This window comes from Paraferrimonas haliotis (assembly GCF_002282895.1).
GTDB classification, from domain to species: domain Bacteria; phylum Pseudomonadota; class Gammaproteobacteria; order Enterobacterales; family Shewanellaceae; genus Paraferrimonas; species Paraferrimonas haliotis.
The window spans coordinates 1-5,192 of the sequence record NZ_NRRB01000012.1; the positions used below are offsets into that span (position 1 = coordinate 1).

At 46.6% G+C, this 5,192-nt stretch carries 4 protein-coding genes and 4 tRNA genes; 6 read left to right on the forward strand and 2 right to left on the reverse strand.

Translation table 11 applies throughout. The annotated features are described in order from the left end of the window. Nucleotides 1–2: 2 nt before the first annotated feature. Nucleotides 3–87 (forward strand) — tRNA-Tyr (locus CLC91_RS14760). Between the two features lie 58 nt (nt 88–145). On the opposite strand, the gene queE is transcribed toward CLC91_RS14760, so the two are convergent. Further along, nucleotides 146–811 (reverse strand): 7-carboxy-7-deazaguanine synthase QueE, encoded by a 666-nt coding sequence (queE, locus tag CLC91_RS14765; RefSeq protein ID WP_095499244.1) that lies wholly within the window; start codon nt 809–811, stop codon nt 146–148. A 129-nt stretch (nt 812–940) separates the two neighbouring features. On the opposite strand from queE, the gene queC reads away from it, so the two are divergent. Both queC and rrtA read left to right on the forward strand, forming a co-directional pair. Next, the gene (queC, locus tag CLC91_RS14770) at nt 941–1,627 is read left to right on the forward strand and encodes a 7-cyano-7-deazaguanine synthase QueC (protein ID WP_095499342.1); all 687 of its coding nucleotides are present in this window, start codon (nt 941–943) and stop codon (nt 1,625–1,627) included. Continuing rightward, nucleotides 1,615–2,223, forward strand: a complete 609-nt coding sequence (gene rrtA, locus CLC91_RS14775; protein WP_233132640.1) for a rhombosortase — start codon at nt 1,615–1,617, stop codon at nt 2,221–2,223. The genes queC and rrtA overlap by 13 nt, the downstream gene beginning before the upstream one ends. Here the strand turns inward: rrtA and uvrB are convergent. Next, on the reverse strand, nt 2,216–4,243 hold the full coding sequence (uvrB, locus tag CLC91_RS14780) for an excinuclease ABC subunit UvrB (RefSeq protein ID WP_095499243.1): 2,028 nt from the start codon (nt 4,241–4,243) through the stop codon (nt 2,216–2,218). The genes rrtA and uvrB overlap by 8 nt on opposite strands. A 689-nt stretch (nt 4,244–4,932) precedes the next feature. On the opposite strand from uvrB, the gene CLC91_RS14785 reads away from it, so the two are divergent. The 3 genes from CLC91_RS14785 (at nt 4,933) to CLC91_RS14795 (ending at nt 5,192) form a co-directional block, all read left to right on the forward strand. Further along, a tRNA-Asn gene (locus tag CLC91_RS14785) sits at nt 4,933–5,008 on the forward strand. Between the two features lie 16 nt (nt 5,009–5,024). Next, nucleotides 5,025–5,100: transfer RNA gene (locus tag CLC91_RS14790), tRNA-Asn, on the forward strand. 16 nt (nt 5,101–5,116) lie between these two features. Beyond that, a tRNA-Asn gene (locus CLC91_RS14795) sits at nt 5,117–5,192 on the forward strand.

The following is a 5,192-nucleotide window of genomic DNA, read 5'->3' on the forward strand; positions in this document are numbered from 1 at the left end:
GTGGAGGGGTTCCCGAGTGGCCAAAGGGATCAGACTGTAAATCTGACGGCTCAGCCTTCGAAGGTTCGAATCCTTCCCCCTCCACCATCTTTTGAAAAGGGCGACCTCATGGGTCGCCCTTTTTCGTTTTCGTTGTTAACGCTGTTTAATCGATCTGCAGATACTTGTGCATTTGCACCGATAAACGCCAGTTGCGCTCAATACAGGTTTTCATGGCCAGAGCTGTTGCTGCTTCAATTTGACTGATGGGCTGTAAGCACATGCTCTTATTGGTGAGATCGATGCCCTCAAGTAAGGCGTCAAGCTCGTCAATATGACGTTGACGGGCAATGGGGTGTTTAATCTCATTGGCGCGCTCTAGGGCTTGCACTAGTACCGCTTTTCCACCTTTCATATTGATTTTCGGTGATACCGTCACCCAGGCTCCATCGCTGACCTTTACCAACTCGGTACCGCTGGTTTCGATTTGCACCTGATAGCCCTTTGCTTCAAGCGCCTGACATAACTCAGTCAAATCGTATTGGCACGGCTCGCCGCCGGTAATAACGACCAACTTAGCTTGAAAGCCTTGAGCTTTAAAGGCGTCGATTAGTTGCTCAGAGGAATAGTGGCTCCAACGTCCAACCTCACCATCAACACACAACACTTGCTCTGGCGAGACTTGCAAAGCTGGGTCTAGTGTCCATGTATGTTTGGTATCACACCATGAACAGCCAACTTCACAGCCTTGCAAACGCACGAAAATTGCAGCTAAGCCGCTGTTCTTACCTTCGCCTTGTATGGTTTCAAACACTTCATTTACAGGGTACAAACTTTTTACTCATTGGTTACTGAACTGAGCGCATTATAAATGCAAACTCACAACACAAACAGCTTACTTATCGATTCATTCAATTATCATGGTATGATCGCCCTGAATTTTCTCAATAAAGATTGTTTCATGAATACAGCCATTGTGGTTTTTAGTGGCGGACAAGATTCCACCACCTGTTTAGTTCAAGCGCTTGCTCAATATGACAAAGTGTACGCGCTAACCTTTGATTACGGCCAACGACACGCTCAAGAAATACAAGTCGCTCAAGCACTTACGAAGAAGCTTAATGTACCTCACAAGATCATTGACGTTGGTTTGTTAAATGACTTAGCGATTTCAGCCCTTACTCGCGATGAAATTCCAGTATCAAATGAATTGATGGACAATGGCTTGCCCAACACCTTTGTACCAGGGCGTAACATCTTATTTCTGACGTTGGCAGGAATTTTTGCCTACCAAGTGGGGGCGCAAACCGTCATTACTGGTGTATGTGAAACCGATTACTCGGGCTACCCAGATTGTCGTGACGAGTTTGTAAAAGCGCTCAATAGCGCCCTGGTTAAAGGCATGGATCGGCCGTTAACCTTAGCGACCCCCTTGATGTGGCTAGACAAAGCAGAAACCTGGGCGTTGGCCGACAAATACCAAGCTCTAGAGCTGGTTAAAGAGCAAACCTTAACCTGCTACAACGGCATTATTGGGAGTGGCTGTGGCGAGTGCCCAAGTTGCCTGCTGAGGGCTCAGGGCTTATCTGAGTATTTACAAAATCCACAGCAAACCATGGCCTCGCTAGAGAAAAAATGCAGCAATTAATGGTGCGACTGTTGGGCCGCAATTATTGGCATTACCTTGGTTTTGCCGCGGTTGCAATGCTGGTGACTTTACTGCTTCCGGTACAGTCGGTCGAATTTGATCGCTCCCTAATCGCAAGCGGTCAATGGTGGCGGTTAATCAGTGGCAATTTAGCTCATACCAACAGCTACCATATGTGGTTAAACCTCGCGGGACTTATGGTGTTGGCCTCATTACACGGCGATCATTTCTCTAAAAAGTGGCTAGTTGGGCTCTTTATTGGCCTCGCCTTGGCCACAGGCATGGGTTTGTTTGTGTTCGCCCCAAATACAGAGCGTTATGTCGGCCTTAGCGGCATGCTACACGGATTATTTGTAATAGGCGCCGTGGCCGATTGTAGAAAAGGCTGGAAAAGTGGCTATCTGTTACTCTTGGGAGTAGCGATCAAGGTTGGTTACGAACAAACGTTTGGCGCCAGCCCAGAGCTTGAAGCATTAATTCATGCTCGAGTAGCTACCGAAAGTCACCTAATCGGTGCCCTAAGCGGCGCTCTGGCAGCTCTACTATGGTGGTGGTTACACCGCCACAACCGCGACCAACACCAAACCGCTAATTAGCAACCACCAATTGTTCTCTAAGATTATGCACCTGATCTCTAATCGCCGCCGCTTCTTCAAACTCTAGATTCTTAGCATGATTAAGCATTTGCTTTTCAAGTTGTTCGATTTGTTTAGTCAGTTCCGCAATGGACAGCTTACCCTGATTAATCGCTCGGTAATCCTTCGATTTTGGCTCGCCGACGTTAGCCCACGCCTTAGCATCGGAAGCATCAGCCGGTGCCTCCATGACATCGGTAATCTTTTTAACCACGCCTTTAGGCGTAATTCCGTGGGCTTCATTGAAGGCTTGTTGAACTTCTCGACGACGATTGGTTTCGGAAATCGCTCTGTCCATTGAGCCGGTAATTTTATCCGCGTACAAAATGGCTTTACCGTTTAAGTTTCGAGCGGCGCGACCTATGGTTTGAATCAAGGAACGATCGGAGCGCAAAAAACCCTCTTTGTCAGCGTCTAAAATTGCTACTAAGGAAACCTCTGGCATGTCTAACCCTTCTCGCAACAGGTTAATACCCACCAATACATCGAACTCTCCCAAACGCAGATCTCGAATGATCTCCATACGCTCCACGGTATCAATGTCAGAATGCAGGTAACGTACTCGAACGCCATGCTCGGTGAAGTATTCCGTAAGGTCCTCCGCCATGCGTTTGGTAAGCGTAGTTACCAGAACCCGCTCTTTTACCGCCGTACGCAGGTTTATCTCCGAGAGCAGATCATCAACTTGCACCGCCACAGGGCGTACTTCGACTTCAGGGTCCAGCAGTCCTGTGGGCCGAACCACCTGCTCAACCACATCTTCGCCGGAGTGCTCTATCTCGTATTTTCCAGGTGTTGCCGACACAAAAACAGTTTGCGGCATCAAGGATTCAAACTCTTCAAATTTAAGGGGACGATTGTCCAGTGCCGATGGCAATCGAAAGCCGTACTCCACCAAATTCTCTTTACGGCTGCGATCCCCTTTATACATGCCACCGACTTGCGGCACGGTGACGTGAGATTCGTCTATCACCAACAAGCCATCTTTGGGCAAATAGTCTAACAAGGTCGGTGGCGGCTCACCCGGCGCTCGGCCGGACAAGTAACGGGAGTAGTTTTCGATGCCCGAGCAATACCCCAGCTCATTCATCATTTCAATATCGTATTGAGTTCGCTCGGTAATCCGCTGCTCTTCAATGAGCTTGTGATTGGCCAAAAACTGGGCTTTACGCTCACGCAACTCTTCCTTAATTTTGTCGCTCGCATCAAGGATTTTTTCTTTCGGTGTTACGTAGTGGGTTTTCGGGTAAATGGTGGTGCGACTCAGATTCTTGTTAACCGTACCTGTTAGTGGATCGAATGAGCTAATTCGCTCCACTTCATCATCAAACAACTCAATGCGGATCCCGTCTTTTTCTGAGTCCGCAGGAAACACATCAATGACTTCACCACGGACTCTAAAGGTACCGCGCTGAAAATCCATGTCGTTGCGGTTGTATTGCATCTCTGCTAACCGAGCCAAAATCTCACGTTGCCCCATGATGTCACCAATGCTAACGTGCAAAAGCATGCGCATGTAACTTTCTGGATCACCCAGTCCGTATATGGCCGATACCGAAGCCACTAACACCACGTCGCGTCGCTCTAACAAAGCTTTTGTGGCGGATAAGCGCATTTGCTCAATGTGAGCGTTTATCGACGCGTCTTTTTCAATAAAAGTATCGGTGGTCGGGACATAAGCTTCAGGTTGGTAGTAGTCATAGTAGGAAACAAAATATTCCACCGAATTTTCTGGGAAAAATTCTTTCATTTCTCCGTATAACTGGGCGGCTAACGTTTTATTCGGAGCGAGCAGTATTGCGGGTCGGTCAAGGTTAGCAATGACGTTAGCAATGGTGAAGGTTTTACCCGAGCCGGTCACCCCAAGTAAGGTCTGTTTCGCAAGTCCAGACTCAATACCATCTTGCAATTGCTCGATGGCTTTTGGCTGATCACCCGCCGGGGAAAACTGAGAAACTAATTTAAACTTCTTGTCTATCATACCTTACTTCCAAACACGCTACTTTCGTTACCGTTAACAAGTCGAGTGATGTTACCCATATTGCTATTATCGTCACTTTTAGTGAAATCGTCTGCTTTTTGACACTTTAGCCAAATAACCGTGCGCAACTGGCATAAAATACATTCAAACAGCACAGTAAATGAGATTTAATTCACAACCAAAACTCTGTAGTTTTTTTGATCAGTTTTTTCAACGCCAATGTTTTCAACCTAACCCACATCAAAAATGTAACCAATTGAAATTTAACGCTTTAAATAAAATCAACCGAATTCAAACAATTTAACTAAAATGCCTATTTATTAGGGGCTATAGAGCTAAAAATGGGTTTAACCCACAGGCTTATCCACAGATTCAGTGGATAACTAACGCAAACTCAATAACCCCAAGGATTTGCGTGTTATTGATGTAAATCGCAGGTATCAGATGTTAATAATTACATTTGTAAGTTAGTTACATTTTTTGTCTTCTGCTGCGTAGGCTAGCATAAATCATATGCTAACCACTGCGACATTTCACTCTAGCAAACATCTTAACGCCAGTTTGCGCACTCTGTAAGCAATCACGCTTATTATCTTCACTTTTTTTGAAATCCTAGTTGACTCTCAATCACCAGCGATTTACTATGCGCTCCGTCTTAAAGACACAGAGAAATTCTCTGGTTGTGCGATTCCCCCTTAGTTCAGTTGGTAGAACGGCGGACTGTTAATCCGTATGTCGCTGGTTCAAGTCCAGCAGGGGGAGCCACTTTTAAGACAGTTGTTCCCCCTTAGTTCAGTTGGTAGAACGGCGGACTGTTAATCCGTATGTCGCTGGTTCAAGTCCAGCAGGGGGAGCCATTTTAAAGAGAGTTGTTCCCCCTTAGTTCAGTTGGTAGAACGGCGGACTGTTAATCCGTATGTCGCTGGTTCAAGTCCAGCAGGGGGAGCCA